This window comes from Pseudonocardia aurantiaca (genome assembly GCF_039526725.1).
GTDB classification, from domain to species: domain Bacteria; phylum Actinomycetota; class Actinomycetes; order Mycobacteriales; family Pseudonocardiaceae; genus Pseudonocardia; species Pseudonocardia aurantiaca.
This window is the reverse complement of record NZ_BAAAJG010000012.1, coordinates 239,991-265,387: the sequence shown is the minus strand read 5'-3', so window position 1 is coordinate 265,387 and position 25,397 is coordinate 239,991. Positions and strand designations below refer to the sequence as shown.

Genomic DNA, 25,397 nt, shown 5'->3' with positions numbered 1-25,397 from the left:
GGCGTGCGCGTGAAACCGATCCGGGTCGCCCTCCTCGGCTGTGGCACCGTCGGCAGGGAGGTCGTGCGGCTGCTGCGCGACCAGGCCGACGAGCTGGCCGCTCGCGCCGGGGCGCCCGTCGAGCTGGCCGGCGTGGCCGTCCGCAGGCCCCACAAGCATTCCGACCTCGGCGAGCTGATCACGTCAGACGCGCCGGGCCTGGTCACGCGCGACGACGTGGACGTCGTCGTCGAGGTGATCGGCGGCATCGAGCCGGCCCGCACGCTGCTGCTGGAGGCCCTCAAGGGCGGTAAGTCGGTGGTCACGGCCAACAAGGCGCTCCTCGCCGAGGACGGCGCCACGCTCGCCGAGGCCGCCGACGCGTCCGGCGTGGACCTCTACTTCGAGGCGGCCGTCGCGGGTGCGATCCCGCTGCTGCGGCCGCTGCGCGAATCGCTGGCGGGCGACCGGATCACACGCGTGGCCGGGATCGTCAACGGCACCACGAACTTCATCCTCTCCGCGATGGCCGCCTCCGGGTCGAGCTACGGCGACGCGTTGGAGGAGGCCACGCGGCTGGGGTACGCCGAGGCCGACCCGAGCGCCGACGTCGACGGCTACGACGCCGCGTCCAAGGCCGCGATCCTCGCCTCGCTCGCGTTCCACACCCGTGTGACGGCGGCCGACGTGCACTGCGAGGGCATCAGGTCGGTCACGGCCGCCGACATCGCCGCGGCAGCCGAGATCGGCTGCATGATCAAGCTGCTGGCGATCTGCGAGCGCACCCCTGCCGAGGGCGACACCCCGGAGGGCGTCTCGGCCCGCGTCTACCCGGCGATGATCCCGGCCGCGCACCCGCTGGCGAGCGTCGACGGCGCGTTCAACGCGGTGTTCGTCGAGGCCGAAGCCGCAGGTCAGCTGATGTTCTACGGCCAGGGCGCCGGCGGCGCGCCCACCGCGAGCGCGGTGCTCGGCGACCTCGTCGCGGTGGCCCGCAATCTCGTCGGCGGCGGGCGCGGGCCGCGGGAGTCGGCCTACGCGAGCCTCCCGGTGCGGCCGATGGGCACGGTGGCCACGCGCTACCACGTGAGCCTCGAGGTGGCCGACCGGGCCGGTGTGCTCGCCTCGATCGCGGGTGAGTTCGCCCGCCACGGCGTCAGCATCGCCGCGGTGCGCCAGACCGGTGGCGGCAACGGCGGCGACGCGGCCGCGCGGCTGGTCGTCGTCACTCACGCGGCGCCCGAGGCGGCGCTCGCGTCCACAGTGGACGTGCTCGCGGGGCTCGACGCAGTGCGGGCCGTCGACAGCGTGCTCCGGGTCGAGGACCTGGGCCGGAAGGGTGTTGCCGGATGACCACCTCGACGAGCTTCAAGCGCTGGCCGGGGGTGATCGAGGCCTACCGCGACCGGATGCCGGTGGAGCCGGGCTGGACGATCGTCACACTCGGCGAGGGCGGAACGCCGTTGCTGCCCGCGCCGCACCTGTCCGCGGAGACGGGCTGCCAGGTCTTCCTCAAGGTCGACGGCGCCAACCCGACGGGCTCGTTCAAGGACCGCGGGATGACGATGGCGGTCACCGACGCGCTCGCGAACGGCAAGCAGGGCGTGCTGTGCGCTTCCACGGGCAACACGTCGGCCTCGGCCGCCGCCTACGCCGCCCGCGCCGGCCTGACCTGTGCCGTCCTCGTGCCGCAGGGCAAGATCGCGCTCGGCAAGCTGGCCCAGGCCGTGGCGCACGGCACCCGCATCCTGCAGATCGACGGCAACTTCGACGACTGCCTGGAGCTCGCCCGCAAGACAGCGGCCGACTACCCCGTCGCCGCGCTCGTCAATTCGGTGAACCCCACCCGAATCGCCGGGCAGGCGAGCGCCGCGTACGAGATCTGCGACGAGCTCGGCCGGGCCCCCGACGTGCACTGCCTGCCGGTCGGCAATGCGGGCAACATCACGGCGTACTGGCAGGGCTACCGCGCCTACCTCGCCGACGGGCTGATCGACTCGGCCCCGCGCATGTACGGCTACCAGGCCGCTGGCGCCGCGCCCCTGGTGCGCGGCGAGCCGGTCCGCCACCCCGAGACGATCGCAACCGCGATCCGGATCGGCGCGCCGGCGTCCTGGGCGGCCGCCATGAACGCCAGGGACGAGTCCGGCGGGCAGTTCAAGGCCGTCACCGACGAGGAGATCCTCGCGGCGTACCGGCTGCTCTCCGCGCGTGAGGCCGTGTTCGTGGAGCCCGCCTCGGCGGCGAGCGTGGCCGGCATGCTGCAGTCCGTCGCCGACGGGTCGCTCCCGCAAGGCTCACTCGTGGTGTGCACGGTCACCGGCCACGGGCTGAAGGACCCCGACACCGCGCTGCTCGCCGCACCCGCGCCGACCGTCGTGCCGATCGACCCCGGCGCCGTGGCCGACGCCCTGGAGCTGCGCTGATGGGCCGCCCGTCCGAGGTGCGGGTGCGGGTTCCCGGCTCGTCGGCCAACCTCGGACCCGGCTTCGACGCGCTCGGGCTCGCGCTCGGCATCTATGACGACGTCGAGGTGTCGGCGGCGGCCGACGGCCTCGAGGTGGAGGTCGAGGGGGAGGGCGCGGGCAACGTTCCCTGCGACGACGCGCACCTGGTCGTCCGGGCGATGCGCACCGCCTGGAACATCGTCGGGGACGCGCCGCCCGGCCTGCGGATGCGCTGCCGCAACGGGATCCCGCACTCGCGCGGCCTGGGTAGCTCGGCCGCGGCGGCCGTGGCGGGCGCGGTGGCCGCCGTCGTGCTCGCCGGGCGCGACGCGGAGCTGGAGCGCGACACGATCCTTCAGGTCGCGGCCGGTATGGAGGGTCACGCCGACAACGCGGCGGCAAGCCTGCTCGGCGGTTTCGTCGTCGCGTGGGAGACCGCCGGGAATACGTCGGAGCGCTTCAACGCTGTACGACTCGACGCGCACCCGGGGATCCTCCCGGTGGCGCTCGTCGCGGGGGTCGAGTCGCTCACGAGCACCACGAGGGGATTGCTCCCCGATCGCGTGCCGCTGGTCGACGCGGCCTTCACCGGTAGCCGCACCGCACTCGCCGTACTGGCCTTCACCCAGCGCCCCGAACTGCTGCTGCCGGCCACGGAAGACAGGCTCCACCAGGGCTATCGGCGTCCGGCCTACCCGGAGTCGGCCAACCTCGTGGACGCGCTGCGCGAACGCGGCATCCCTGCCGCGATCTCCGGCGCCGGTCCCACCGTGCTCGCCCTGACGTTCGACGGCAATGTGCCCGGCGACCTCGACCTGCACGGCTTCACGCCGCTCCCGCTCCCGGTCGACGCCGACGGCGCCCGGGTGGAGATCGGCTAGGAGCGCGCTCCTAGATCGACCGCCCGACGCATGACCGCCCGCCCGGGTTGCTAGGACGATGGTCACCAAGACCGCCCGGCGCGTCGATCAGGGGTGCTGTTGCCCGCCGCAGGTCCAAGCGTCTACTCTCGGCACCGCAACGGCGATCCACGCGGCATCCGCGTGGCCACTCGAGCCGGATTTGCCCAATCCTGGATCACGCGCAGTTCCGTTGAACCAGAACCGGTTTCCGACCCGAGCGGCCTTCCACCGCGACCGTCGCGACGATCGCCGCCCTTGCCTGTCGAGGCGCGCCGCAACTCCCGCGACCCGTTGACCGACATGTCGTCCGGCACACCGTCCGGGCGAGTGTGTGAATCCGCTGACCTGGGCACGGAGCCCAGTCGGTCAGGAAGGACATTTGTGAGCGAGACCGATCTCGTCAGCACCGAGGCCACCGCACCTGCTCCCCGCAAGCGTGGGGGCCTCACCGGAATGGTGCTGGCGGAGCTCCGCCAGCTCGCCGGCGAGCTGAACATCCCCGACACCGCCGGGATGCGGAAGGGCGACCTGATCGCCGCCATCAAGGAGAGGCAGGGCGGAACCGCCGCCCCCAAGGCTGCTCCCAAGGCCGCCACCTCGCAGCTGACGCTGCCGGAGAACGGCACGGAGTCCGCCGTCGCCGCGCCTGCCGCCGTTACCGAACCGGCCGTGGCCGCGCCCGTCGAGGCCCCCGTCGTGAACGGCGCCGCACACGCCGCGACTGCGCCCGACACCGCATCTGCCGACACCGCATCTGCCGACACCGCAACTGCCGAGCCGGCCCCGGCGCCCACGCGGCGTCGCCGCGCCGCGTCGCGAGCCGCCGGAGCCCCCGCGCCCCGGCCCGCCGACGGCGCCGAGGCAGAGGCGACGCCGGCCGTGAACGGCACCGCGCCCGCCGCCGAGGTGAGCGCCGAGCCCACGCCCAGCGCGCCCAGCACCGAAACCACCAGTACAGAGAGCAGCATCGAAACGAGTACCGACACGATCGCCGACACGATCGCCGACGGCCCCACCATCGGGCGCCGCTCCCGCCAGACGCGGCGCAACCGCGCGGCCGAGCAGCAGTCCGAGGCACCGGCCGACGGCGCGCAGGAGACCGGCGACGACCGGCAGCGCGGCCGTGGTGACCGTGACGGCGGGGCCGAGGGCCGCACCGACACCCGCCGCGATGACGGCAGGGGCGACCGCGACGGTGGCCGCGAGGGCGGCCGCAACCGCGGCGACAACCGTGACCGCGGCGACAACCGTGATCGCGACAACCGTGATCGCGGTGACAACCGGCCCGACAACCGCGGTGACAACCGGCCCGACAACCGCGGTGACAACCGGCCCGACAACCGCGGCGACAATCGCGGCCCGCGCGACAACCGCCTGGACGACGACGGCGACGACGACGGCGATGGCCGTGGCAGGCGCGGGCGCCGGTTCCGCGACCGCCGCCGGGGCCGCGACCGCGAGCGCGGTGGCAGCCAGGGCGGTGGGCAGGGCAACGTCGACACCGAGGTGCGCGACGGCGACGTCCTGCTGCCCGTGGCCGGCATCGTCGACATCCTCGACAACTACGCGTTCGTCCGCACCACCGGCTACCTGTCCGGCCCCACGGACGTCTACGTGTCGCTGTCGATGGTCCGCAAGTACGGGCTGCGCCGTGGCGACGCGATCACCGGCGCGGTGCGCGAGCCCCGCGAGGGTGAGCAGGCGCGGCAGAAGTTCAACCCGCTGGTGCGGGTCGACTCGATCAACGGGCAAGAGCCCGACGCGGCGAAGAACCGGCCGGAGTTCACCAAGCTCACCCCGCTCTACCCGAACGAGCGGCTGCGCCTGGAGACCGAGCCGCACAAGCTCACCACCCGCGTGATCGACCTGGTGATGCCGGTCGGCAAGGGGCAGCGCGCGCTGATCGTGTCACCGCCGAAGGCCGGCAAGACCACGATCATGCAGAACATCGCCAACGCGATCACCACTAACAACCCGGAGTGCCACCTCATGGTCGTCCTCGTGGACGAGCGGCCTGAGGAGGTCACCGACATGCAGCGGTCGGTGAAGGGTGAGGTCATCGCATCCACGTTCGACCGGCCGCCGACAGACCACACCACGGTCGCGGAGCTGTCGATCGAGCGGGCGAAGCGCCTGGTCGAGATGGGCCACGACGTGGTCGTGTTGCTCGACAACATCACGCGGCTGGGCCGGGCCTACAACCTGGCCGCGCCCGCGTCGGGCCGGATCCTGTCCGGTGGTGTCGACTCGACGGCGCTGTACCCGCCGAAGCGGTTCCTCGGCGCGGCGCGCAACATCGAGGACGGCGGCTCGCTGACGATCTTCGCCACGGCGCTCGTCGAGACCGGGTCCACGATGGACACGGTGATCTTCGAGGAGTTCAAGGGCACCGGCAACGCCGAGCTCAAGCTCGACCGCAAGATCGCCGACAAGCGGGTGTTCCCGGCCATCGACGTCGGCGACTCGGGCACCCGCAAGGACGAGCTGCTCCTCTCACCCGACGAGCACGCCGTCATGGTCAAGCTGCGGCGCGTGCTCTCGGCGCTGGACGACCAGCAGGCGATCGACCTGCTGCTCACCCAGCTCCGGAAGACGCGCACCAACATCGAGTTTCTGATGCAGGTCGCGAAGAACACCCCGGGCGGCGACGACTGACCCGGAACTTGCACCCGTCTCCGGCCCCGCACGCGGCGTTCCGCGGCGGGGCCGGCGGCGTTCCTAGGAGCGCCCGGGGACGGGCACGGCGACTCCGAGACCGCCGGGGGAACACCACCGGCGGCCGGGTGGTTGAATGGGCTGTCACGCTCCGGTTCCGGTTCACCCCGCACGCGGGGACCCGGCACCATTTCGAGAGGAACCCAACGTGCGTTCTGGCATTCACCCCGAGTACGTCGAGACGCAGGTCACCTGCGGCTGCGGCAACAGCTTCACCACTCGCAGCACCAAGGCCGGCGGCAAGATGACCGTCGAGACCTGCTCGGCGTGCCACCCGTTCTACACCGGCAAGCAGCGCATCCTCGACTCCGGCGGCCGCGTCGCCCGCTTCGAGGCCCGTTACGGCAAGCGCGCCGGCAAGAACTCCTAGCTACCCCGACGGCGCCCACCGGTCTGGTGGGCGCCGTCTGTGTGTCTGCAGGAGTCGTGTCTGCAGGAGGAAGGCAGCGAAAGGAGGCCCGGCATGACCGCACCGTCCGTGGACGCCGTGCTCGCCGAGCACGCGGAGCTCGAGCTCCGGCTCGCCGACCCGGCAGTGCATGCTGACGCCGCCGCCGCGCGCAAGCTCGGCCGCCGATACTCCGAGATCGGGCCGATCGTCGCGCTCGCCCGTGAGCTGAGCGCGGCCAGGGCCGACGAGACCGCCGCACGTGAGCTGGCCGCCGAGGACCCCGCCTTCCGCGTCGAGGCCGCCGAGCTCGCCGCCAGCATCCCCGCGCTGGAGCGCCGCCTCGCCGAGCTGCTCGTCCCGCGTGACCCGCACGACGGCGACGACGTGCTGCTCGAGGTCAAGTCGGGGGAGGGCGGCGAGGAGTCCGCCCTGTTCGCGAGCGACCTCGTCCGGATGTACACCCGGCTCGCCGACCGCCGCGGCTGGAAGACCGAGGTCATCGACGCGGTGCCGTCCGACCTGGGCGGCTACAAGGACATCACCCTCTCCGTGCGCTCGCGGGAGCCCGTCGCCGACGGCGTCTGGTCCGCGCTCAAGTTCGAGGGCGGGGTGCATCGCGTGCAGCGGGTGCCCGTCACCGAGTCGCAGGGGCGCATCCACACGTCCGCGGCCGGCGTGCTCGTCTACCCGGACGCCGGTGAGGACGCCCAGGTCGAGATCGACGAGAACGACCTGCGCGTGGATGTGTTCCGCTCGTCCGGGCACGGCGGGCAGAGCGTCAACACCACTGACTCAGCCGTCCGGATCACGCACCTGCCCAGCGGCATCGTGGTGAGCTGCCAGAACGAGCGCTCGCAGCTGCAGAACCGGGCCAGGGCGATGGAGGTGCTGCGGTCGCGGCTGCAAGCGCTTGCCGAGGAGGAAGCCGCGGCGAAGGCGTCGGCGGATCGCCGCTCGCAGGTGCGCACCGTCGACCGCTCCGAGCGCATCCGCACGTACAACTTCCCGGAGAACCGCATCTCCGACCACCGCGTCGGGTACAAGGCCTACAACTTGTCCGCCGTGCTGGACGGCGAGCTGGACGACGTGCTGTCGGCCCTGCAAACCGCCGAACGCGCGGAGGCCGTCGGGTCGTGATGCAACCTCGCACTGCGTGGAAAGCCACATTCAGGACGACCACCGCGCTGAATGTGGCTTTCCTGGCATCTGGGTTGGCGCCGTGAGCCGGCAGCCGCTGCGGTTGGCCATCCTCGAGGCCGAGCGCACCCTCGCCGCCGCAGGCGTCGCGTCACCGCGGGCGGACGCCGAGATCCTCGCCGCGCACGTCGTCGGTGTGGAGCGGGGCCGCCTGATGCTGCACCCGCTGATCGACGCGTCGGTCGTCGAGCGGCTGCGCACGCTCGTGGAGCGCCGGGCGACGCGGGAGCCGCTGCAGCACCTGCTCGGCACCGCCGTGCTGGGCCCGGTCGAGCTTGCCGTCGGCCCCGGGGTGTTCACGCCCCGCCCGGAGACGGAGCTGCTGCTCGAGTGGGGGCTGAAGGCCGTCGCGAGCACCCCGTCGCCGCTGGTGGTGGACCTCTGCACGGGCACGGGCGCGCTGGCGATCGCCGTTGCCGCCGCCCGTCCGGACGCCATCGTCCACGCCGTCGACGTCGACCCGAGCGCGCTGACGTGGGCCCAGCGCAACATCGCCGACCACGTGGCCCGCGGCGGCACGGCCGTCACCCTGCACGCCGCCGACGTCGGCGAGCCCGACCTGCTCGTCGAGCTGGAGGCGCACGTCGACCTCGTGCTCTGCAACCCGCCCTACGTCCCCGACGGCACGCCGCTGCCGCCGGAGGTCACGGAGTGGGACCCGCCGCTCGCACTGTTCGGCGGCCCCGACGGGCTGGAGGTCATCCGGGCGGTCATCGGCGCCGCGGCGGGCCTGCTGCGCTACGGCGGGGCACTCGCCATCGAGCACGACGACACCCACGGCGATGTGGTGCCGGCGCTGCTGTGCCGCCGCCGGGTGCTCACCGACGTCGAGGAGCACCACGACCTCGCGGGCCGCCCCCGGTTCGCCACCGCCCGCCGCCGTCGGCCCGCGTAGCGAGCGCCGCGCGGTAGGCCAGAGCTCTTCAGCGCGCTCCTACCTCGTAGGCTTCGAGCCGTGGCTTCCAAGTACGACTGCGCCGTGCCCGACGAGCGCACGGAGGGCCTCGCGGCCGCCGCGCGCGCCGTGCGTGCCGGCCGGTTGGTGGTGCTCCCGACCGACACCGTCTACGGCATCGGCTGCGACGCGTTCAGCGCCTCCGCCGTGCGCTCGCTGCTCGCGGCCAAGAACCGGGGCCCGGACATGCCCGTCCCGGTGCTCGTCGGCTCGTGGTCGACGATCGACGGCCTCGTGCTCGGTGTGCCGAAGGCCGCCCGCGACCTGATCGAGGCCTTCTGGCCCGGTGGGCTGTCGCTGGTGCTGCCGCACGCCCCGTCGCTCAACTGGGACCTCGGCTCCACCAAGGGCACCGTGATGCTGCGGATGCCGCTGCACCCGGTGGCGCTGGAACTGCTGCGTGACGTCGGCCCGATGGCCGTGTCGAGCGCGAACGTCTCGGGCTCGGCGCCCGCGGCGTCGGCGCCCGATGCGGAGTCCCAGCTCGGGGAGAGCGTGGCGGTCTACCTGGACGGCGGCCCGTCCGGCGAGGCGGTCGCGTCCACGATCGTGGACCTGACGGGCGACGACCCGAGGGTGCTGCGCGAGGGCGCGGTGAGCACGGGCGCGGTGGCCGAGGTGCTCGGCCGCGAGATGCTCATGAGCTGATAAGGAGCGCGCTGAGGCACTCTGGCCTACTGCGCGACGGCCAGGCGGCCACCTCGCGGCGTTGTCGTCGTCGCCGATACAACCCCGGTATCGGCTCCTCCCATCAGGCGACCCGATGCGACGCGGCCATCCCACCTGGCCGCCGCTCGCTACGGCCGGAGTGCCTCAGCACCCTCCTGATCAGGGAGCCCCGCCAGGTCCGCCAGGCGGTCGACCGTCGTTTCGAAGTGGGCTGCCTGGTCGGCCACCACGTTGTGGGTGTGGCCGAAGAGTTCGAAGCTCACCGCTCCGTACAGCCCGCTCCACGCCGTCACCGCCCGCGGGGCGAGGGTGGCTGGGAGGCCCAGGCTCCCGGCCAGGCCCGGGGTGAGGGCGGCTCCTGCGCCGGTGCCGTCCGGGGCCGGGTCCACCGTGCCGGCCGCCACGCCGTCGGACAGCACCTGGCAGAGCAGCACCCCCACGCGGGCCGCGGGGGCGATCGTCGTCTCGGGGGCCGCGTACCCGGGTACCGGCGAGCCGTAGAGCAGCGCGTACTCGTGCGGGTGCGCGAGCGCCCACTCCCGCGTCGCCCGACAGGTGGCTCGCCAGCGTCCACGCAGGTCGGTCCGCACCACGACCGCCTCGGCGTGTTCGGCCGCGGTGCCGAGCGCGTCGTAGGCGTCGACGATGAGTGCGGTCAGCAGCTCGTCGCGGCTCGGGAAGTAGCGGTAGACGGCGGACGAGGCCATCCCCATCTCGCGCGCGACGGCGCGAAGCGACAGTGCGGCGGCGCCCTCGGTGGCAAGGTGCCTGCGGGCGACGTCGGCGATCTCGCGGGTCAGCTCGGCGCGCACCCGGGCGCGCGTTCCGGCGGCGGACATGTCCGGAGTGTCGCACAGAACGAGAGCAGCGGCAACGAACGCGATCACTGCTCTCCATGGCGTCCCCGGTTACGCGGTGTGCTGCAGGTACCGTTGTGCAACGTGAGCGAGCTTGCGAGCGCACAGTTCAGCACAGCAGCGCCGCGAACGCGGCCGACGAGCGCTAGCGAGGAGGTGGCGTGAGCGAGCAGAGCACCCCGTTCTGGGGCCCCGACTTCCACGCGCTGCAGCACCAGGACCCGGAAATCGCGGGAGTGGTGCTCGACGAGCTGGCGCGGCTGCGTGGCGGCCTGCAGCTCATCGCGAGCGAGAACCTCACGAGCCCCGCGGTCCTGGCGGCGCTCGGGTCCACGCTCTCCAACAAGTACGCGGAGGGCTACCCGGGACGCCGTTACTACGGCGGCTGCGAGGTCGTGGACCGCGCCGAGGAGATCGGCAACGCCCGCACGAAGGAGCTCTTCGGCGCCGAGCACGCCAACCTGCAGCCGCATTCGGGCGCGTCGGCCAACTTCGCCGTGTACGCCGCGTTCACGCAGCCCGGCGACACGGTGCTGGCCATGGACCTCAAGCAGGGCGGCCACCTCACGCACGGCAGCAAGGTCAGCTTCTCGGGCAAATGGTTCAACGCCGTGCCGTACACGGTGCGCCAGGACAGCGAGCTGATCGACTACGACCAGGTCCGCGACCTGGCTCGCGAGCACCGGCCGAAGATGATCATCGCTGGCGCCACCGCGTACCCGCGACTGATCGACTTCGCCGCGTTCCGCGAGATCGCCGACGAGGTCGGCGCCAAGCTCGTGGTCGACGCCGCGCACTTCATCGGCCTCGTGGCGGGCAAGGCGATCCCGTCGCCGGTGCCGTTCGCCGACGTCGTCACGGCCACCACGCACAAGGTGCTGCGCGGCCCGCGTGGCGGCATGATCCTGGCCAAGACCGAGCACGCCAAGGCCATCGACAAGGCCGTGTTCCCGTTCTCCCAGGGCGGCCCCCAGATGCACGCCGTGGCGGCCAAGGCCGTCGCGATGCGGGAGGCGGCGCAGCCGGAGTACCAGGCCTACGCCTCGCAGGTCATCGCCAACGCGCAGGCGCTCGCCAAGAGCCTCGAGGCCGAGGGCATGCGGGCGGTGTCCGGCGGCACCGACACGCACCTTGCGCTCGTCGACCTGCGGCCGATCGGCGTCACCGGCGACCAGGCCGAGACCCGGTCCGACGCCGCCCGCATCACGCTGAACAAGAACGCGATCCCGTACGACCCGGCGCCGCCGCTCAAGCCGTCCGGGCTGCGTGTGGGCTCGCCGAGCGTCACGACGCAGGGCATGACCGAGTCCGACATGGCCGAGATCGGCTCGCTCCTGGGCCGCGCGGTGCGAGCCGAGCACGGCACGACGGCGGGTGACGCCGAGCTCGCGGACGTCGCGGAGGCGGTCTCGGCGCTCGTCGCCCGCTTCCCCGCCTACCCACGCCCCTGATCGACGGCCGAGGTGCGCGACACGCTCGTCCTGCCGTTCCGGGAGTACCTGCTCTCGGGTCTGACGTCCGCGGTCATCACGTTCCTGCTCGTCGGGCTCGTGCGGGTGCTGGCGCTGCGTTTCGGCGCGGTGGCCTGGCCACGCGGGCGCGACGTGCACGTGACGCCGACGCCCCGGTGGGGCGGACTCGCGATGCTGGCCGGCGTGCTGGGCGGGGTCCTGATGGCCTACCAGCTGCCCGCCCTGCGGCTCGCGTTCGACTACTCGCCTGAGGTGCTCGGCGTGGTCCTCGCGTCCCTGCTGCTCTCGGGTGTGGGAGCGCTCGACGACCGCTACGAGCTCGACGCGCTCACCAAGCTGGCCGGGCAGATCACCGCGGCGGGGGTGATCGTGCTGTTCGGGGTGCAGTGGCTCGCGATCTGGGTGCCATGGGGCGGGGGCGAGATCATCGCGCTCGGCCAGTCGCAGGGTGTGGTGCTCACGGTCGTCCTGACGGTGGCGCTGGTGAACGCCATGAACTTCGTCGACGGCCTCGACGGGCTCGCGGCCGGCATCGGCCTCATCGCCGCGGCCGCCACCGGCCTCTTCACACTCGGGGTCGTCGGCCGCGTCGGCAACGACCCGTCGGCCTACTCGCCGACGCTGATCGCGGCGGTGCTCTTCGGTGCGTGCCTGGGGTTCCTGCCGCACAACTTCAACCCCGCCCGGATCTTCATGGGCGACTCCGGCTCGATGCTGATCGGCCTGCTTCTCGCCGCGGCGACGACGAGCGCGTCAGGTCGCGTCTTCCTCGGCGGCGGCGGCAGTTCGGCCACGGACCTGCTCGCGCTCTTCGCGCCGATCATCGTGCTCGCCGCAGTCGTGTTCGTGCCGGTGCTGGACCTGGTGATGGCGGTCGTGCGGCGCACCCGCAAGGGCATGAGCCCGTTCTCGCCCGACAAGATGCACCTGCATCATCGGCTGCTGGAGATCGGCCACAGCCAGCGGCGGGCCGTGCTGCTGATCTACCTGTGGGCGGGCGTGCTGGCGTTCGGCGCCGTGGCGCTGTCGCTGATCGACGACCCGTTCATCGTGCTGTGGGCGGTCGGGATCGGCCTGGTCGTGGCCGTGCTCGCATCCGCCATTCCGAGAGTGAGGGCCAAATGACCGACTCCGACGACTCGAAGCAGAGCCCCATGCAGGACACCACGACGTCCACCACGGACGCCCCGCACGTCGCCTCGGTACTCCGGCTCGGCGCGGGGATGCAGCACTACGCCGTCATCCTGACCGTCATCGTCGGGGTGGTGGCCATCGCGCTGGGGTTCGTCCTGGGCGGGGTCCCTGGGGGGATCGGTGCCGTCGTCGGCACGGTGATCGCAGGCGGGCTCGGCTGGCTGAGCACGTTCGTCATGATCAAGACGGCGCGGGCCACCCCGGCCGGCGTGATGGTCGGCGCCATGACCGCGTTCGCGGCGAAGATCGTGTTCCTGCTCGTGTTCCTGCTCGTGTTCCACCGCACGACGCTCTTCGACAACCGGGCGTTCGCCTACGCGCTGTTCGCCGTCACGGCCGCGTGGATCGTCGGGGAGGTTGTCGGGTTCGTCCGGACCCGCATCCCGGCCGTGGATCTGTGAGCTCTCCCGTCAGTCGGCGGATGATCACCGATCGAGTGTGATCAGTGTCTCTCTGTGACCCTGGTCGCGATGGGAACAGTCTTCTACATGCGATAGAGCCAACGGCGGTCCCGATGGGGGCCCTTCCAGTGGCTTTGTGTCGCCCGGGAGGGTGTCCTTCCAGGTCGTCCCCGGTAAACCTCTACTAACCCGCCTGATAGGGTCCGTTGTGATGGAGCCGGATCACTCGCGCGGCGGAGGCGCTAAGCCGCCACCGCCGGGCGACGCGTGGACCGCTCTGTCCTACCTGCTGTCCGGCTTCCTCCTCTTCGGAGGCGCCGGCTGGGGGTTGGACGCACTGCTGGGCACCAGGGTGTTCTTGCCGATCGGCCTGCTGTTCGGTGGGGCGGCCTCGTTGTACTTGATCTACATCAGGTACGTTAAGTCCTGATCGTCACGATTTCGCCGGATCGGGTGTCACCCGAGCGGCGGAACCGGAAGGAGCACTGGGTGACCATTTCGGCCACCGCCCCAAACCCGGGCTTCCAAGCGCCGGGCGTCGAGGACTTCCAACTGCCGCCGATCTTCGGCGTCGTCACGAAGCCGGTCCTAGAGCTCGTGCTCGCCGCGATCATCGTGTACGCGTTCTTCACGATCACCTCGCGGCGGCCCCAGTTGGTGCCGAGCAGGACGCAGTTCCTCGGCGAGTCGTTCCACGGGATCGTGCGCAACTCGATCGGCCGCGACAACATCGGGCCGGAGTTCCTCAAGTACGTCCCCTACCTCACCACGCTGTTCGCCTTCATCCTGGTGAACAACCTGTTCGGGATCATCCCGCTCATCCAGTTCCCGACGTTCGCCCACCCGGGCATGCCGTACGTGCTGGCCTTCATGAGCTGGCTCATCTACAACGTCGTCGGCCTCCGTAAGCACGGGTTCATCGGGTACCTGCGGGTCGCCACGTGGCCGCCCGACGTGCCGTGGTGGGTCCGGATCGTGCTGACGCCGATCGAGTTCCTCTCGAACATCCTGCTGCGGCCGGTCACGCTGGCGCTGCGGCTGTTCGGCAACATGTTCGCCGGCCACCTGCTGCTGCTGGTGTTCATTCTCGGCGGCGAGTACATGCTGCTGCACTCGGAGTCGATCCCGCTGCAGGTCCTGTCGCCGTTCGCGTTCGGGCTCGGCATCGTCTTCACGTTCTTCGAGGCGTTCGTGCAGGTCGTGCAGGCGTACATCTTCACGATTCTGACCGCCTCGTACATCGGCAGTGTTCTCGCCGACGACCACTAGTTGCTCCCACCCATGACTGAACGGGTCCGCGGGACGTACCGCGGATCGGATGAGAGGAAAGCGTAATGATCACCGGTAGCCTGAACGTCGTCGGTTACGGCCTGTCCGCGATCGGCCCCGGCATCGGCGTGGGCATCGTCTTCGCGGCGTTCATCAACGGCGTCGCCCGCCAGCCGGAGGCCCGTGGCCAGCTCCAGGGCATCGCGTTCATCGGATTCGCGCTGTCCGAGGCACTGGCCATCCTGGGCCTGGTCATGGCGTTCGCGCTCTGACAGGCACCGCAGGCCGAACGCCGGCTAGGCGGAGGAGACACCCATGACGACCACCCTTCTCGCGGCCGAGGCGCTCAACCCCCTCGTCCCGCATCCCGTCGAGATCATCGTCGGGACCATCGCCTTCATCCTGCTGTTCCTGGTCCTGCGCCGGACGGCTTTCCCGCAGTTCGAGAAGGTCTACGCCGAGCGCACGGACAAGATCGAGGGCGGGCTGAAGCGGGCCGAGGAGGCCCAGCAGGAGGCCGACGAGCTCAAGCGGCAGTACGAGGAGCAGCTCGCGGGCCTGCGGGCAGAGGCCGCGCGCATCCGCGACGAGGCCCGTGCCGAGGGAGCGCAGATCAAGGCCGAGCTGCGCGCCCAGGCCGAGGAAGAGGCCGCCCGCATCCGGGCCCGCGGCGAGGAGCAGCTCGCGGCGGCGCGGGAGCAGGCCGTCCGCCAGCTCCGGGCCGAGATCGGCGGGCTGGCCGTGCAGCTGGCCGAGCGCATCGTCGGTGAGGCCCTCGCCGACGAGGTGCGCCGGTCGGCCACCGTCGACCAGTTCGTCGCGGAGCTCGACGGGCTCGCGGAGCGTCGGGAGACCACCCCCGCTGGCGGGACGAGCTGATGGCAGCGGTACTGCAGGCGGCCAGCCGGGAGTCGCTGAAGTCGGCCGAGGCCCGGCTGGACGACTACGTCGCCGTCCGGGGCCGCAAGGCCGCCGACCTGCAGCGCCTCGGCGACGAGCTGTTCGCGGTCACGCGGCTGCTCGTCGAGCAGCGCCCGCTGCGCCGGCTGCTCGCCGACCCGTCGACGCCGGAGCTGGCGCGCACGGGTCTCCTGGAGCGGGTGCTCGGCAAGAAGGTGTCGGCGCCCACGCTCGAGATGGCCAAGGCCCTCGTCGCCTCTCGCTGGTCGCAGGTCGGTGACCTGGTCGTCGCCTTCGAGTCGATCGCACGGCAGGCGCTGCTCGCGGCGGCCGAGAAGGACGGGTCGCTCGACAACGTCGAGGACGAGCTGTTCCGGTTCGGCCGGGTGCTCAACCGCGAGCCGCAGCTGGCCACGCTGCTCGCCGACACGAATACGCCGGCGGACAAGCGGGTCGAGCTGCTGGACCGGCTGATCGAGGGGAAGGTCTCCCCGATCACGGCGGCCCTGCTGCGCCACACCGTCCGGCTCCCGCGCGCCCGGCACCTCGACGTCGTGTGCGAGGAGCTGGCCGAGCTGGCCGCCGCCCGGCGCGACCGGTCCGTCGCGCGCGTCACCACATCCGTCGCGCTCACGAGCGAGCAGGAGCAGAAGCTCACCGACACGCTGAGCAAGCTTTACGGCCGCTCGATCTCGCTCCAGGTGGAGCTGGACCCGCGGCTGCTGGGCGGGCTGGTCGTGCGGGTCGGCGGCGAGGTCATCGACGGCAGCGTGGCGAGGAAGCTCGCCGACGCACGCCGCGCCCTGCCGAGCTGACCGCCGGCCCCGAACAGAATGATCGAGACGAAGGAACGCCAAGACTGCCATGACTGAGCTGACGATCTCGGCAGAGGAGATCCGGAGCGCGATCTCCAGCTACGTCTCGTCGCTGGAGACCGAGACCTCCCGTGAAGAGGTGGGCGCCGTCTCCGACACCGGCGACGGCATCGCCCACGTCGAGGGCCTGTCCTCGACGATGACCAACGAGCTCCTCGAGTTCGAGGGCGGCGTGCAGGGTGTCGCGCTGAACCTGGACGTGCACGAGATCGGTGCAGTGATCCTGGGCGACTACGCCCACATCGAGGAGGGGCAGCCGGTCAAGCGCACCGGCAACATCCTCTCGGTGCCGGTCGGCGACAACTTCCTCGGGCGCGTCATCGACCCGCTGGGCAAGCCGATCGACGGGCTCGGCGACATCGAGGCGGAGACGGACCGCGTGCTGGAGCTGCAGGCCGCCTCGGTGGTGCAGCGCCAGAGCGTCAAGGAACCGCTGCAGACCGGCATCAAGTCCATCGACGCCATGACGCCGATCGGCCGCGGCCAGCGCCAGCTGATCATCGGCGACCGCAAGACCGGCAAGACCGCCGTCTGCGTCGACACGATCATCAACCAGAAGCAGAACTGGGCCACCGGCGACCCGAAGCAGCAGGTGCGCTGCATCTACGTCGCCATCGGGCAGAAGGGCTCCACGATCGCCGGCGTCCGGCAGTCGCTGGAGGACGCGGGCGCGCTGGAGTACACCACCATCGTCGCCGCCCCGGCTTCCGACCCGGCCGGCTTCAAGTGGATCGCCCCCTACACCGGATCCGCCCTCGGGCAGCACTGGATGTACCAGGGCAAGCACGTCCTCATCGTCTTCGACGACCTGTCCAAGCAGGCCGAGGCGTACCGCGCGATCTCGCTGCTGCTGCGCCGCCCGCCGGGCCGTGAGGCCTACCCCGGCGACGTCTTCTACTTGCACTCCCGCCTGCTGGAGCGCTGCGCGAAGCTGTCCGACGAGCTGGGCGCGGGCTCGATGACCGGTCTGCCGATCATCGAGACCAAGGCCAACGACGTGTCGGCCTACATCCCGACCAACGTCATCTCGATCACCGACGGCCAGGTCTTCCTGGAGTCCGACCTGTTCAACCAGGGCGTCCGGCCGGCGATCAACGTCGGTATCTCGGTCTCCCGCGTGGGTGGTTCCGCGCAGGTCCGGGCGATGCGCACGGTGTCCGGCTCACTGCGGCTCGACCTCTCGCAGTACCGCGAGCTGGAGGCGTTCTCCGCATTCGGCTCCGACCTGGACGCGGCCTCCGCCGCGGCCCTCGGTCGCGGGGCGCGGCTGGTGGAGCTGCTCAAGCAGCCGCAGTACAACCCGTACCCCGTCGAGGAGCAGGTCCTCTCGATCTACCTCGGCACGCGCGGGCACCTCGACACCGTCCCGGTGGGCGACGTCCGGCGCTTCGAGCAGGAGTTCCTCGACCACGTGCGCCGCCACCACGAGGGCATTTTGGCCGAGATCCGCGACACCGGAAAGCTCTCCGACGAACTGGTCGAGCGGATCGAGCAGGTCGTGGGCGACTTCAAGAAGGAGTTCACTGCGTCCGACGGCTCCTCCGTGGTGCCGAAGGAAGCAGCGGCCGAGGCGCTGGACGAGGACGAGGTCGACCGCGAGTCGGTCAAGGTCAACAAGCCGGCTCCTTCGAGCGACTCGAGCTGATCGGGTAGACGGGACTTCACCATGGCGGCACAGATTCGCGTGCTGCGGCGGCGGATCAGGTCGACGCAGTCCATCAAGAAGATCACCCGGGCGATGGAGCTGATCGCGACATCCCGGATCGCGAAGGCCCGGTCGCGGGTGGACGCGTCGCGCCCGTACGCCGAACAGATCACCGCGGTGCTCAGCGAGCTGGCCAGCAACTCCGCGCTGGACCACCCGCTGCTCGTGGAACGGGAGCACCCGAAGCGGGCTGCTGTGCTGGTCGTCACCAGCGACCGCGGTCAGTGCGGCGGCTACAACGTCAACGTCCTGAGGGAGGCGGAGCAGCTCCAGCAGCTGCTCCGCGACCAGGGCAAGGAGCCGGTGCTCTACGTCATCGGCCGCAAGGGCGTGGGCTACTACCGGTTCCGCCGGCGGAAGGTCGAGCAGGCCTGGACCGGCTTCTCGGAGCAGCCCACCTACGCCGACGCCGCCGAGGTGGCGCGCACGCTCGTGGCCGCCTTCATGGCGGGCTCCGACGACGACGGCGAGGGGCCCGGCGAGGACGGCATCCAGGGCGTGGATGAGCTGCACCTCGTGTACACGCAGTTCAAGAACATGGTCACCCAGATCCCGCAGGCGCGGCGGATGGCTCCGCTCGAGGTCGAGTACGAGGCCGACACCGTGGGCGCTCCGGGTGGCGAGATCGAGGAGCGGCGCGAGCAGGCGGCCGAGGCCGCAGGCGGGGTGCGTCCGCTGTACGAGTTCGAGCCGAGCCCGGACACGCTGTTCGACGCGCTGCTGCCCAAGTACATCGGCGCGCGGCTCTTCGCCGCCCTGCTGGAGTCGGCGGCGTCGGAGTCGGCGGCCCGGCAGCGGGCTATGAAGGCCGCCACAGACAACGCCAACGAACTGATCCGTACCCTGACGTTGGAGGCCAACCAGGCCCGTCAGGCCCAGATCACCCAGGAGATCAGTGAGATCGTCGGTGGCGCCGACGCTCTCGTCAGTGCAGGGAGTGAGAACTGATGACCGCCACCGCCGATACCCAGGCAGAGTCGACCCAGACCACGACCGGCCGGGTCGTCCGCGTGACCGGCCCGGTCGTCGACATCGAGTTCCCGCGCGGTTCCGTGCCGGAGCTCTACAACGCGCTCACGGTCGACGTCACCTTCGGTGACCTGGCCAAGACCCTCACTCTCGAGGTCGCGCAGCACCTCGGCGACCACATGGTGCGCACCATCTCGATGCAGCCCACCGACGGCCTGGTCCGCGGCCAGACGGTCACCGACCTCGGCCGCCCGATCTCGGTGCCGGTCGGCGACCAGGTCAAGGGGCACGTGTTCAACGCGCTCGGCGAATGCCTGGACAAGCCCGACCTGGAGATCACCGGCGACCTGTGGGGCATCCACCGCCCGGCGCCGCGGTTCGACCAGCTCGAAGGTCGCACCGAGATGCTGGAGACCGGCATCAAGGTCATCGACCTCCTCACCCCGTACGTGCAGGGTGGGAAGATCGGCCTGTTCGGCGGCGCCGGCGTCGGCAAGACGGTGCTCATCCAGGAGATGATCACCCGTGTCGCCAAGAACTTCGGTGGCACCTCGGTGTTCGCCGGCGTCGGCGAGCGCACCCGTGAGGGCAACGACCTCATCACGGAGATGACCGAGTCCGGCGTCATCAACGACACGGCGCTGGTGTTCGGGCAGATGGACGAGCCGCCCGGCACGCGTATGCGCGTCGCCCTGTCGGCGCTGACGATGGCGGAGTACTTCCGCGACGAGCAGAACCAGGACGTGCTGCTCTTCATCGACAACATCTTCCGGTTCACCCAGGCCGGCTCGGAGGTCTCCACGCTGCTCGGCCGCATGCCGTCGGCCGTGGGTTACCAGCCGACGCTGGCCGACGAGATGGGCGAGCTGCAGGAGCGGATCACCTCGACGCGCGGTCGCTCGATCACCTCGATGCAGGCGATCTACGTGCCCGCCGACGACTACACCGACCCGGCGCCCGCCACCACGTTCGCGCACCTCGACGCCACCACGGAGCTCTCCCGGCCGATCTCCCAGAAGGGGATCTACCCGGCGGTGGACCCGCTGACGTCGACGTCCCGGATCCTCGACCCGCAGTACATCGGCGAGGAGCACTTCCGGGTCGCCAACGAGGTCAAGCGGATCCTGCAGAAGTACAACGACCTGCAGGACATCATCGCGATCCTCGGTATCGACGAGCTCTCCGAGGAGGACCGCCAGCTCGTGGGCCGCGCGCGGCGCATCGAGCGGTTCCTCTCGCAGAACCTGCTGGTCGCCGAGCAGTTCACCGGCCAGCCGGGCTCCACGGTGCCGCTGAAGGAGACCATCGAGGCGTTCGACAAGATCGCCAAGGGCGAGTTCGACGACGTCCCGGAGCAGGCCTTCTTCCTCTGCGGTGGTCTCGAGGACCTCGAGAAGAACCGCAAGAAGCTGCAGGGCTGAGCACATGGCGGAGATGACGGTCGAGCTGGTTGCGGTCGAGCGGCGGATCTGGTCGGGGTCGGCCAACTTCGTGCTCGCCCGCACCACCGTGGGGGAGATCGGCGTGCTGCCCGGTCACGAACCCACGCTCGCGCAGCTGGAGGAGGCGGGTGTCGTCCGCGTCGACGGCGCCGACGGCACCTCCACCACGCTCGCGGTGCACGGCGGGTTCCTCTCGATCACACCGGACAACGTGACGGTGCTGGCCGAGTACGCGGAGCTCGCCGACGAGATCGACGTATCGAGGGCCCGCGCGGCGCTGGACCGGGCGGACACGTCCGAGCCGGATGGCGCGGCGGCGGCGGCCAGGGCCAACGCGCGGCTGAAAGCCGCCGGCGCGGCCGAGCACTAGGGCCTCGATGGGAGGTACGGCGCTCGTTGTCAGCATCCTGCTGCTGCTCGCGTGTCTGTGCCTCGGATATTTCGCCTTCCGGCGAGTGCGCCTCATGCGGGGCGGTGGTGTGGACGTCTGTCTGCGCCGCCGCCCCGCTTCGTCGTCCAATGCGCAGGACGCCAGCGCGGGCTGGCACTTCGGTGTGGGCCGCTACAAGGGCGACGAGTTCTCGTGGTTCCGGATGACGTCGTTGCGGCCGGGGCCCACGGTCGTCGTCGACCGCACGGAGCTGGAGATCGTTGACCGGCGCATCCCGTCGGGCACGGAGGCCTACCTCCTCCCGCAGTCGGCGTCCGTGCTGAACTGCCGCGTGCGGGGCGTCGACCTGGAACTGGCCATGCCGATCGGCGTGCTCACGGGCTTCCTCTCCTGGCTGGAGGCCGTTCCACCTGGGCGCACCGGCTACCGCCAGGCCTCCTGACCAGCCCGCCCCCCGCGAGTCGCTGGATTCGGGTGTGCGAGTCGCGCCGGTCAGGTGGACGACTCCCACACCTCATCCCGCAACTCGCACACACTTTCGCGGCGACTCGCGCGCACCTCTCCAGCGACTCGCGCACCCGGGCTCGCGGGCGTTCGGGCCCTGACTCGCGGGTGTCAGCTTCGGGTGCCTCCGGGGCGCCAGAGGACGTCGCCGTCGGGGTTGGCGGCGCGGCCGAGGATGAACAGCAGGTCCGAGAGCCGGTTCAGGTACTTCGCCGTGAGCGGGTTGGTGCGTTCGGCGTCGGTCTCGAGGAGTGCCCAGACCGAGCGTTCGGCGCGGCGGGCCACCGTGCGCGCCACATGCAGGTACGCCGCCCCTGGCGTCCCACCTGGCAGCACGAACGAGTCGAGCTTCGGCAGGCCCTCGTTGAACTCGTCGCACCACCCCTCCAACCGCGTGACATAGTCCTCAGTGACCCGCAGCGGCGGGTACTGCGGGTCCGGGACGATCGGCGCGCACAGGTCCGCGCCCACGTCGAACAGGTCGTTCTGCACCTGCCTCAGCGGCACCAGCAGCTCGGGGGCCAGGTCGCCGACCGTGACGGCCACCCCCACCGCCGCGTTGCACTCGTCGGTGTCGGCGTAGGCCGCGAGCCGCACGTCGGTCTTGGGGACGCGGCTGAAGTCGCCGAGTGCGGTGGTGCCGTCGTCGCCGGTCTTGGTGTAGATCCTGGTCAGGTGCACGGCCATGTAGGCAGCGTATGCGCGCGCCGCCCGAGTGCGGTACCGGGCGCTACGGCTGGAGATCGCGGACGCGCGCGAGGAACAGGGCCTTCTCGCCGTCGTTGCGGGTGGCGGCAGCGGCACGGCGGAACTCGGCAGCGGCGTCGGCGGAGCGCCCGAGCCGGGCGAGGAGGTCACCGCGGACCGCGGCGAGCTGCGGGTAGCCGCTGAGGCCGGCGCCGCGGGACATCTCGTCGAGCGTGTCGAGTTTGTCGAGCCCGTCGGCCGGTCGCCCGGCCAGGCCGAGCGCGGCCGCGTGGTTCAGCGTGACGACAGGGTTCGGCCAGATGTGGCCGAGCACCGTGTAGAGGGCGACGATCCGCTCCCAGTCGGTGTCCGCGGCGGTTCTGGCGCGGGCGTGGCAGGCCGCGATCTCGGCTTGCAGTGTGTAGGGGCCGACGGGCGCGTCGAGCGCCTCGGCGCGCGCGAGCGACTCCAGGCCTCGGCGGATGAGCAGGTGGTCCCAGGTGCGCCGGTCCTGGTCGCCGAGGCGGACGGGAGCCCCGTCCGGGCCGTTGCGGGCGCGCAGCCGGGAAGCCTGGATCTCCATGAGGGCGAGCAGCCCGTGGACTTCGGGTTCGCGGGGGATGAGCCCGGCGATCACGCGGCCGAGCCGGAGGGCCTCGTGGCACAGCGCGGGGCGCGTCCAGTCCTGTCCCGCGGTTGCGGAGTAGCCCTCGTTGAATACGAGATAGACGACCTCGAGCACCGACGCCAGCCGCTCAGCCATCTCGGGCGGCGTCGGCAGGGCGAACGGCACGTGCTGCTCCGCGAGCTTCCGCTTCGCGCGCACGATGCGCTGGGCCGCCGTGGCCTCAGGGATGAGGAAGGCGCGCGCGATCTCGTCGGTGGACAGCCCACCCAGGCAGCGCAGGACGAGGGCGACGCGGTTGTCCATCGGCAGGCTGGGGTGGCAGGCGGTGAAGACCAGCCGCAGCAGGTCGTCGCCGATGTGGTCGTCGAGGGCGTCCTCGAGATCGGGTTCCGGGCCGTCCGTGGGGTCAGCGTCCCGGCCGAGTCGTTCGGCGGCCCGGAGGTGGACGACGCGGCGCCGGTGGGCGTCGATGGCGCGGTTCTTCGCGACGGTCATCAGCCAGCCGCCCGGGTTGGGCGGTACGCCGCTGCCGGGCCACTGGTCGAGCGCGGCGACGAGGGCGTCCTGCGCGAACTCCTCCGCGAGCCCCACGTCCTGCGTGATCCGGGCGAGCCCGGCCACGAGCCGGCCGGCCTCGATCCGCCAGACCGCCTCGACGGCTTTCCGGGCAGCTCCCTGGCTCACTCTGGACTCCACGCGGGGGAGTCAAGCACGGGGCCCGGTGGGGCCGCGGCGGGTCGGCCACGGCCCCACTCACCGGGCTCAGGCGGGTGGCCCGAAGTCCTCCGGTCCCATCAGCCGCAGCACGTCGGATACCGCGTCCCACTCGGGAACGTGTTGCTGGTGGACGGCCATGAACCGGCGCGCCCACTCGACGGCCTCCTCCTTGGAGCGGACGTCGTAGATGGCGTAGCTGATCACTTCCTTGGCCTCGGTGAACGGGCCGTCCATCACGCTCAGGTGCCCTTCGCGGAGCTCGACGCGGGCGGCGTCGGTGGCCGGGGCGAGGCCGGCGGTGTCGAGCAGGGCGCCCGAGGCGCTGGCTTCCGCGCCCAACTCCATGATGGCTTTCATGAGCTCGGGCGGCGCGTCGGTGGGGCGGTGGCCGGTCAGCAGCACGATGTAGCGCATCTGTCGATCCTCTCTGGAGGGTCCTGAATAACTCCGCCCGTAGCGAGCGGCGTCCAGGTGGGTGCATCGCAAGGCGGACGGTCGGGCCGATACCGCTGTTGTATCGGCCCGATCGTCCAACGCCGCGAGGTGCCCGCCTGGGCGTCGCGCAGTAGGGCCGAGTTGTTCAGGGCGCTCCTTGGTGGGGGGTTCTCAGGCGGCGGACGTTCGGAGGATGTCGGCGGCCACCGCGGTGATCCACGTGAAGAGGAGCACGATCGCGGCGACGAAGCCGATGATGCCCGCGGGGCTGCCGCCCGACGAGGCGAGCCCGGCGAACGCCACGAGGAACACCACGCCGGTCACCCGGCAGAACCATGCCCAGCCCGGTCGGCGCTGGGCCGCGTAGCGGGCGCCGAGCACGAGGCATGCCGCCGCGACGCCGACGAACCCGATCCCGCCCGCGGCGAAGTGCACCAGCCCGTGGACCGAGACGGGCACGGGGCCCTCGGGCGTCCCGACGGGGAACCCGGGCTCCGGATCGGCCCGGAACAGGCCGGCGACGATCATCGACAGCCCGAACACAGCCACGAGGACGGGCGCGGACGCCTCGCCACGGCCGCCCCGGAGCGCGCGCCGGAGACCGGCCGCGAACGCGACGAGCAGTACACCCGTGAGCACGAAATTCGTGACGTGGATCCAGCCCAGGTCACCGTTCGCCAGCACGCTCCAGGGATGGCGGGTGAGGTCGAACCCCGGGCGGGTGAGGGCCTCGGCCAACGACGTGCCGACATATACGGGTCCGGCCACCAGCCCGCACGTCACTAGGGCTCTGACGTTGGTGGCGGCCGTCGTGCTGGTTGTCGTCATCGGGACTCTCCTCTGGTCGTCGCCGGGCGGGTGGCCCGGCGTTCGTCCCCTCCACGAGGAGCGCACGACCGGATCGACACGATGGGCCGAGAAATTTTCAGGCGTTCGCCCCGGAGTCCACGAGCAGGGCGATTCCGGTGATCGTGCGTCCGCTCTCGCCCGCCAGATGCGCGACCGTGGCGGCGACGTCCTCGGCGGTCTGGAAGCTGCCCAGTGCCGTCAGCGCGCGCTGGCCGTCCGCGCCCGGCCCGTCCGCGGGGTTCATGTCCGTGTCGGTGGAGCCGGGCTGCACGACGTTGACGGTGATCCCGCGCGGGCCGAGCTCGCGGGCCAGGCCACGGGTCAGGCCGGTGAGTGCGGCCTTGGACATCGCGTAGAGCGTGACGCCGGGCGCGCTGACGCGTTCGGCGAGGTTGCTGCCGATGCTGATGATCCGCCCGCCCGGGCCGAGGTGGCGCGACGCGGCCTGCGCCGCGACGAACGCCGAGCGCACGTGGACGGCCAAGGTGTGGTCCAGCTCGGCGAGGTCGACCTCCTCGAACGGGCCGTACGGGAAGACGCCCGCGTTGTTGACCAGCACGTCGAGGCGGCCCAGCTCGGCCGCCGTGCGGTCGACCGCGGCGGCGACCGCGACCGGGTCAGCGCTGTCGGCTTGCACGGCCAGTCCTTGCCGCCCCTCCTTCTCGATCGAGCGCACGACCTCGGCCGCCCGCTCCGCCGACGCCAGGTAGGTCACGGCCACGTCGGCACCCTCGCGTGCCAGCCGCAGCGCGACGGCCGCGCCGATCCCGCGGCTGCCGCCGGTCACCAGCGCCACCCGTCCGGTCAGATCCCCCATCGAGCTCCCCTAAATCTGTAGTGATCGATA

The 25,397-nt window shown here is 71.4% G+C and carries 26 protein-coding genes; 20 read left to right on the top strand and 6 right to left on the bottom strand.

Annotated features, from left to right (window positions below; genetic code table 11):
- The first annotated feature begins 3 nt into the window (after window positions 1-3).
- From ABD143_RS21100 to ABD143_RS21065, 8 genes are all read left to right on the top strand, one after another.
- Window positions 4-1,332 (top strand): homoserine dehydrogenase, encoded by a 1,329-nt coding sequence (locus ABD143_RS21100; protein ID WP_343980994.1) that lies wholly within the window; start codon window positions 4-6, stop codon window positions 1,330-1,332.
- Window positions 1,329-2,405: a threonine synthase gene (gene thrC, locus ABD143_RS21095; RefSeq protein ID WP_343980991.1), complete on the top strand. Its 1,077-nt coding sequence runs from the start codon at window positions 1,329-1,331 to the stop codon at window positions 2,403-2,405. Before ABD143_RS21100 ends, thrC begins: the two co-directional genes overlap by 4 nt.
- Window positions 2,405-3,307 (top strand): homoserine kinase, encoded by a 903-nt coding sequence (gene thrB, locus ABD143_RS21090; RefSeq protein WP_343980988.1) that lies wholly within the window; start codon window positions 2,405-2,407, stop codon window positions 3,305-3,307. The genes thrC and thrB overlap by 1 nt, the downstream gene beginning before the upstream one ends.
- Before the next feature lie 402 nt (window positions 3,308-3,709).
- Window positions 3,710-5,983: a transcription termination factor Rho gene (gene rho, locus ABD143_RS21085; RefSeq protein WP_343980984.1), complete on the top strand. Its 2,274-nt coding sequence runs from the start codon at window positions 3,710-3,712 to the stop codon at window positions 5,981-5,983.
- A 208-nt stretch (window positions 5,984-6,191) separates the two neighbouring features.
- A complete protein-coding gene (rpmE, locus tag ABD143_RS21080; RefSeq protein ID WP_343980981.1) occupies window positions 6,192-6,413 on the top strand; it encodes a 50S ribosomal protein L31 in 222 nt (73 codons plus the stop codon).
- A 93-nt stretch (window positions 6,414-6,506) separates the two neighbouring features.
- Window positions 6,507-7,571, top strand: coding sequence for a peptide chain release factor 1 (prfA, locus tag ABD143_RS21075; RefSeq protein ID WP_343980978.1), 1,065 nt, complete (start codon window positions 6,507-6,509; stop codon window positions 7,569-7,571).
- An 82-nt stretch (window positions 7,572-7,653) separates the two neighbouring features.
- The gene (prmC, locus tag ABD143_RS21070; RefSeq protein WP_343980975.1) at window positions 7,654-8,526 is read left to right on the top strand and encodes a peptide chain release factor N(5)-glutamine methyltransferase; all 873 of its coding nucleotides are present in this window, start codon (window positions 7,654-7,656) and stop codon (window positions 8,524-8,526) included.
- 60 nt (window positions 8,527-8,586) lie between these two features.
- The gene (locus ABD143_RS21065) at window positions 8,587-9,234 is read left to right on the top strand and encodes an L-threonylcarbamoyladenylate synthase (RefSeq protein ID WP_343980972.1); all 648 of its coding nucleotides are present in this window, start codon (window positions 8,587-8,589) and stop codon (window positions 9,232-9,234) included.
- A gap of 149 nt (window positions 9,235-9,383) precedes the next feature.
- Here the strand turns inward: ABD143_RS21065 and ABD143_RS21060 are convergent, their stop codons facing one another.
- Window positions 9,384-10,094 (bottom strand): TetR/AcrR family transcriptional regulator, encoded by a 711-nt coding sequence (locus ABD143_RS21060; protein ID WP_343980969.1) that lies wholly within the window; start codon window positions 10,092-10,094, stop codon window positions 9,384-9,386.
- A 179-nt stretch (window positions 10,095-10,273) separates the two neighbouring features.
- On the opposite strand from ABD143_RS21060, the gene ABD143_RS21055 reads away from it, so the two are divergent.
- From ABD143_RS21055 to ABD143_RS21000, 12 genes are all read left to right on the top strand, one after another.
- The gene (locus ABD143_RS21055; RefSeq protein WP_343980966.1) at window positions 10,274-11,563 is read left to right on the top strand and encodes a serine hydroxymethyltransferase; all 1,290 of its coding nucleotides are present in this window, start codon (window positions 10,274-10,276) and stop codon (window positions 11,561-11,563) included.
- Between the two features lie 12 nt (window positions 11,564-11,575).
- Window positions 11,576-12,709, top strand: coding sequence for a glycosyltransferase family 4 protein (locus tag ABD143_RS21050; protein WP_343980963.1), 1,134 nt, complete (start codon window positions 11,576-11,578; stop codon window positions 12,707-12,709).
- Window positions 12,706-13,179, top strand: a complete 474-nt coding sequence (locus tag ABD143_RS21045) for a Cg1360 family ATP-synthase-associated protein (RefSeq protein ID WP_343980960.1) — start codon at window positions 12,706-12,708, stop codon at window positions 13,177-13,179. Before ABD143_RS21050 ends, ABD143_RS21045 begins: the two co-directional genes overlap by 4 nt.
- Before the next feature lie 489 nt (window positions 13,180-13,668).
- On the top strand, window positions 13,669-14,448 hold the full coding sequence (gene atpB, locus ABD143_RS21040) for a F0F1 ATP synthase subunit A (protein WP_343980957.1): 780 nt from the start codon (window positions 13,669-13,671) through the stop codon (window positions 14,446-14,448).
- A 65-nt stretch (window positions 14,449-14,513) separates the two neighbouring features.
- Window positions 14,514-14,720 (top strand): ATP synthase F0 subunit C, encoded by a 207-nt coding sequence (gene atpE, locus ABD143_RS21035; protein ID WP_343980954.1) that lies wholly within the window; start codon window positions 14,514-14,516, stop codon window positions 14,718-14,720.
- A 43-nt stretch (window positions 14,721-14,763) separates the two neighbouring features.
- Window positions 14,764-15,327 carry a F0F1 ATP synthase subunit B gene (locus tag ABD143_RS21030; RefSeq protein WP_343980952.1) on the top strand — a complete coding sequence of 188 codons (564 nt, stop codon included), beginning with the start codon at window positions 14,764-14,766 and terminating at the stop codon, window positions 15,325-15,327.
- Window positions 15,327-16,163, top strand: a complete 837-nt coding sequence (locus ABD143_RS21025) for a F0F1 ATP synthase subunit delta (RefSeq protein ID WP_343980950.1) — start codon at window positions 15,327-15,329, stop codon at window positions 16,161-16,163. Before ABD143_RS21030 ends, ABD143_RS21025 begins: the two co-directional genes overlap by 1 nt.
- A 49-nt stretch (window positions 16,164-16,212) precedes the next feature.
- On the top strand, window positions 16,213-17,868 hold the full coding sequence (atpA, locus tag ABD143_RS21020) for a F0F1 ATP synthase subunit alpha (protein WP_343980948.1): 1,656 nt from the start codon (window positions 16,213-16,215) through the stop codon (window positions 17,866-17,868).
- A gap of 21 nt (window positions 17,869-17,889) precedes the next feature.
- On the top strand, window positions 17,890-18,876 hold the full coding sequence (locus ABD143_RS21015; protein WP_343980946.1) for a F0F1 ATP synthase subunit gamma: 987 nt from the start codon (window positions 17,890-17,892) through the stop codon (window positions 18,874-18,876).
- Complete coding sequence (atpD, locus tag ABD143_RS21010; protein WP_343980944.1) at window positions 18,876-20,318, top strand: F0F1 ATP synthase subunit beta; 1,443 nt, start codon at window positions 18,876-18,878, stop codon at window positions 20,316-20,318. Before ABD143_RS21015 ends, atpD begins: the two co-directional genes overlap by 1 nt.
- 4 nt (window positions 20,319-20,322) lie before the next feature.
- Window positions 20,323-20,709 (top strand): F0F1 ATP synthase subunit epsilon, encoded by a 387-nt coding sequence (locus ABD143_RS21005; RefSeq protein WP_343980942.1) that lies wholly within the window; start codon window positions 20,323-20,325, stop codon window positions 20,707-20,709.
- 7 nt (window positions 20,710-20,716) lie between these two features.
- Window positions 20,717-21,172 (top strand): DUF2550 domain-containing protein, encoded by a 456-nt coding sequence (locus ABD143_RS21000; RefSeq protein ID WP_343980940.1) that lies wholly within the window; start codon window positions 20,717-20,719, stop codon window positions 21,170-21,172.
- Window positions 21,173-21,345: 173 nt separating this feature from the next.
- On the opposite strand, the gene ABD143_RS20995 is transcribed toward ABD143_RS21000, so the two are convergent.
- From ABD143_RS20995 to ABD143_RS20975, 5 genes are all read right to left on the bottom strand, one after another.
- Window positions 21,346-21,921: a cob(I)yrinic acid a,c-diamide adenosyltransferase gene (locus ABD143_RS20995; RefSeq protein WP_343980938.1), complete on the bottom strand. Its 576-nt coding sequence runs from the start codon at window positions 21,919-21,921 to the stop codon at window positions 21,346-21,348.
- 43 nt (window positions 21,922-21,964) lie between these two features.
- Window positions 21,965-23,233 (bottom strand): RNA polymerase sigma factor, encoded by a 1,269-nt coding sequence (locus ABD143_RS20990; protein WP_343980936.1) that lies wholly within the window; start codon window positions 23,231-23,233, stop codon window positions 21,965-21,967.
- A 78-nt stretch (window positions 23,234-23,311) separates the two neighbouring features.
- On the bottom strand, window positions 23,312-23,680 hold the full coding sequence (locus tag ABD143_RS20985) for a YciI family protein (RefSeq protein ID WP_343980933.1): 369 nt from the start codon (window positions 23,678-23,680) through the stop codon (window positions 23,312-23,314).
- Between the two features lie 192 nt (window positions 23,681-23,872).
- Complete coding sequence (locus ABD143_RS20980; protein ID WP_343980930.1) at window positions 23,873-24,529, bottom strand: DUF998 domain-containing protein; 657 nt, start codon at window positions 24,527-24,529, stop codon at window positions 23,873-23,875.
- A gap of 97 nt (window positions 24,530-24,626) precedes the next feature.
- Window positions 24,627-25,367: an SDR family NAD(P)-dependent oxidoreductase gene (locus tag ABD143_RS20975; RefSeq protein ID WP_343980927.1), complete on the bottom strand. Its 741-nt coding sequence runs from the start codon at window positions 25,365-25,367 to the stop codon at window positions 24,627-24,629.
- Window positions 25,368-25,397 lie beyond the last annotated feature (30 nt).

What these genes read in the sequence shown, in the direction of transcription:
- thrC (WP_343980991.1), top strand. Translation starts at nt 1,329, where the DNA reads ATGACCACCTCGACGAGCTTCAAGCGCTGGCCGGGGGTGATCGAGGCC.
- thrB (WP_343980988.1), top strand. Translation starts at nt 2,405, where the DNA reads ATGGGCCGCCCGTCCGAGGTGCGGGTGCGGGTTCCCGGCTCGTCGGCC.
- prfA (WP_343980978.1), top strand. Translation starts at nt 6,507, where the DNA reads ATGACCGCACCGTCCGTGGACGCCGTGCTCGCCGAGCACGCGGAGCTC.
- ABD143_RS21060 (WP_343980969.1), bottom strand. Translation starts at nt 10,094, where the DNA reads ATGTCCGCCGCCGGAACGCGCGCCCGGGTGCGCGCCGAGCTGACCCGC.
- ABD143_RS21045 (WP_343980960.1), top strand. Translation starts at nt 12,706, where the DNA reads ATGACCGACTCCGACGACTCGAAGCAGAGCCCCATGCAGGACACCACG.
- atpE (WP_343980954.1), top strand. Translation starts at nt 14,514, where the DNA reads ATGATCACCGGTAGCCTGAACGTCGTCGGTTACGGCCTGTCCGCGATC.
- ABD143_RS21030 (WP_343980952.1), top strand. Translation starts at nt 14,764, where the DNA reads ATGACGACCACCCTTCTCGCGGCCGAGGCGCTCAACCCCCTCGTCCCG.
- ABD143_RS21025 (WP_343980950.1), top strand. Translation starts at nt 15,327, where the DNA reads ATGGCAGCGGTACTGCAGGCGGCCAGCCGGGAGTCGCTGAAGTCGGCC.
- atpA (WP_343980948.1), top strand. Translation starts at nt 16,213, where the DNA reads ATGACTGAGCTGACGATCTCGGCAGAGGAGATCCGGAGCGCGATCTCC.
- ABD143_RS21015 (WP_343980946.1), top strand. Translation starts at nt 17,890, where the DNA reads ATGGCGGCACAGATTCGCGTGCTGCGGCGGCGGATCAGGTCGACGCAG.
- atpD (WP_343980944.1), top strand. Translation starts at nt 18,876, where the DNA reads ATGACCGCCACCGCCGATACCCAGGCAGAGTCGACCCAGACCACGACC.
- ABD143_RS21005 (WP_343980942.1), top strand. Translation starts at nt 20,323, where the DNA reads ATGGCGGAGATGACGGTCGAGCTGGTTGCGGTCGAGCGGCGGATCTGG.
- ABD143_RS21000 (WP_343980940.1), top strand. Translation starts at nt 20,717, where the DNA reads ATGGGAGGTACGGCGCTCGTTGTCAGCATCCTGCTGCTGCTCGCGTGT.
- ABD143_RS20995 (WP_343980938.1), bottom strand. Translation starts at nt 21,921, where the DNA reads ATGGCCGTGCACCTGACCAGGATCTACACCAAGACCGGCGACGACGGC.
- ABD143_RS20985 (WP_343980933.1), bottom strand. Translation starts at nt 23,680, where the DNA reads ATGCGCTACATCGTGCTGCTGACCGGCCACCGCCCCACCGACGCGCCG.
- ABD143_RS20980 (WP_343980930.1), bottom strand. Translation starts at nt 24,529, where the DNA reads ATGACGACAACCAGCACGACGGCCGCCACCAACGTCAGAGCCCTAGTG.
- ABD143_RS20975 (WP_343980927.1), bottom strand. Translation starts at nt 25,367, where the DNA reads ATGGGGGATCTGACCGGACGGGTGGCGCTGGTGACCGGCGGCAGCCGC.